Source organism: Stenotrophomonas sp. 05L44_2, from assembly GCF_056665995.1.
The window spans coordinates 1-2,598 of record NZ_JBFTNR010000602.1; the positions used below are offsets into that span (position 1 = coordinate 1).

General features: G+C 68.3%; 3 protein-coding genes. All 3 read right to left on the bottom strand.

Translation table 11 applies throughout. The features are described from left to right. The coding region (locus AC1VAN_RS18020; protein WP_480986359.1) for a BPSS1780 family membrane protein at positions 1–501 on the bottom strand (501 nt) is incomplete at its 3' end. A 51-nt stretch (positions 502–552) separates the two neighbouring features. Continuing rightward, positions 553–1,299, bottom strand: a complete 747-nt coding sequence (locus AC1VAN_RS18025; protein WP_442251897.1) for a glutamine amidotransferase — start codon at positions 1,297–1,299, stop codon at positions 553–555. Beyond that, positions 1,271–2,598 (bottom strand): GspE/PulE family protein (locus AC1VAN_RS18030; protein ID WP_480986360.1); only part of this gene is annotated, 1,328 nt, incomplete at its 5' end. The genes AC1VAN_RS18025 and AC1VAN_RS18030, both read right to left, overlap by 29 nt.

The window sequence follows — 2,598 nt, forward strand, 5'->3', positions numbered from 1 at the left end:
GCGCTGCGCGGGCAGGTTGGCGACCAGTTCGGCGGCGGTTTCCGGACTGATCTGCTGCCCGCTGCGGCCGAGTTCCTGCATCTTGGTCATGGTGTCGCTGAAGGCGGTGAAGCCCTCGCGGCCGATCATCAGGTACAGCAGCGCGCCCAGCAGCAGCACGGCCAGCACCTGGATCGCCAGCGGCACCAGCAGGTGGCTGACACGACGGTCGCGGATCGGCTGCAGCAGATGGGTGGCCAGGCCGGGACGGCCCTGGTCGATCTCACCCATGGCGTACAGCATGCCGCCGAACATCACCGGTGAAATCACCAGCGTCATCATCTGCAGGGCCAGGCCGGCGGTACCGGGCAGCATCGTTCCCAGCAGGGTGACCACCCAGTTCACCAGCAGCCAGGTCAGGCCGATCCGGGCCAGCTGCAGCGGCGCACGCCGATACAGCGAGAACGTATCCAGCAACCACTGGGCGCCCGCCGAGGCTGGCAGCTTGCGAATCTCTTTCATGGACATCCGGGGAGGGACAGGAGGGGCCGGGCGGTGTGCCCGTGCCGCCGATTATCCCTGTTTTGCCACCGGCTGGGCTGAAGACAGCCGGGCCTGGCGGACAAAGCGCCGCAACAGCTGGCGCGCCAGCGGCGCGGCGCTGACCGCGCGCTCGATACTGCGCGCGCAACCGCCATGACGGCCGATGCAGTCGGCGCGTGCGCGCACGTAGCCACGCATGTGGTGGGTGGCGAATTCCGGATGGAACTGCACGCCCCAGGCCTGGCGGCCCCAGCGGAAGGCATGGCAGCCATCCAGCGGCGAGCGCGCCAGCACGGCGGCGCCTTCGGGTACGCGCAGCACGGTCTGCAGATGGGTGGCGTGGGCCGCGAAGTGGCTCGGCAGGCCCTGGAACAACGGGTCCTTCGCGGCCTGCGGGTCCAGTGCCAGCTCAATCGTTCCCGATTCGCGCCCGGCGGGGTTGTAGGCCACTTCGCCGCCCAGCGCGTGGGCCAGCAGCTGGTGGCCGTAGCAGATGCCGAACACCGGCACGTCGTCGTGCGCGGTCTGCCGCAGCCAGGCGGCACTGCGTTCGCTCCATTCGGCGTGGTCGGTGACGAAGGCGGCCGAGCCGGTTACCAGCACGCCGGCGAACTGGCGTGGATCGGGCAGGTCGGCGCCGTGCTCGACGTCGACCACGACGGTCTCGTGTTCTTCCAGGCCGGCGGCGACCCGGATCCAGTGCGGAAAGCGCCCGTAGCGGCGCAATGACGGCACGGGGCGGCCGGTTTCAAGGATCAGGAAGGGCGCTGGATTCATCCGGGGGAGGTAGTACCGACAGGACTTCCTCGATTGTAGTCAGCCCCTGTGCCACCTTTTCAAGCCCGGCCTGGCGCAGGGTTCGCACTCCTTCAGCACGCGCGGCACGGTTGAAACCGGCCAGATCCATGTCCGCACGGATCAGCCCGCGCAGGCGCGAGCCCAATGGCAGCAACTCATACAGGCCGATGCGGCCGAGGAATCCGGTGCGCCGGCACTCCAGGCAACCGACCGGCCGACAGGGCGTGGCGGTATCTGGATATGCAGCTTCGCTATCAGCCAGCACTGCCCAATCGGCCCGGCCGAGGGTGTGCGGCTGCTTGCAGTGCGGGCACAGGGTGCGCACCAGGCGCTGGGCGAGAATGCCGTTGACGGTGGACGACAGCAGGTAATGCGGTACGCCCAGGTCGAGCAGGCGGGTGATGGCCGAGGGCGCGTCGTTGGTGTGCAGGGTGGMCAGCACCAGGTGGCCGGTCAGCGAGGCCTGCACGGCCATCTGCGCGGTTTCCAGGTCGCGGATCTCGCCGATCATGATGATGTCCGGGTCCTGCCGCAGCAGGGYGCGCACACCGCTGGCGAAATCCAGGTCGATGTTGKKCTGSACCTGCATCTGRTTGAAYKCCGGCKCGAYCATYTCGATCGGGTCTTCCACCGTGCATACGTTGACGTCCGGCGTGGCCAGCCGCTTCAGGGTGGAATACAGGGTGGTGGTCTTGCCCGAACCGGTCGGGCCGGTGACCAGCACGATGCCGTGCGGGCGCTCGACCAGGGCGGTCCAGCCGGCCGCTTCCTGCGGGCTGAAGCCGAGCTGGTCGATGCTCTTGAAGGCCGCTTCCGGGTCGAAGATGCGCATCACGCATTTCTCGCCGAAGGCGGTCGGCATGGTCGACAGGCGCATTTCCACTTCACGGCCGCCGGGCGAGCGGGTCTTGATGCGACCATCCTGCGGGCGCCGGCGCTCGGCCAGGTCCATGCGTCCGAGCACCTTGATACGGCTGACCACGGCGGTCATCACCGCCGGTGGCACTTCGAACACCTTGTGCAGCACGCCGTCGATGCGGAAGCGCATGCGGCCCATTTCGCGGCGGGGCTCCAGGTGGATGTCCGAGGCGCGCTGCTCGTAGGCGTACTGCAGCAGCCAGTCGACGATGTGCACGATGTGCTGGTCGTCGGCATTGACGTCGCCGGTGCGGCCCAGTTCCACCAGTTGCTCGAAGCTGGGCAGGGTGGTGTTGGCCTCACCCCGTACGTCGCCACGGGCACCGCGCACCGAGCGGGTGACGCCGAAGAACTCCATGG

What these genes read in the sequence shown, in the direction of transcription:
- AC1VAN_RS18025 (WP_442251897.1), bottom strand. Translation starts at nt 1,299, where the DNA reads ATGAATCCAGCGCCCTTCCTGATCCTTGAAACCGGCCGCCCCGTGCCG.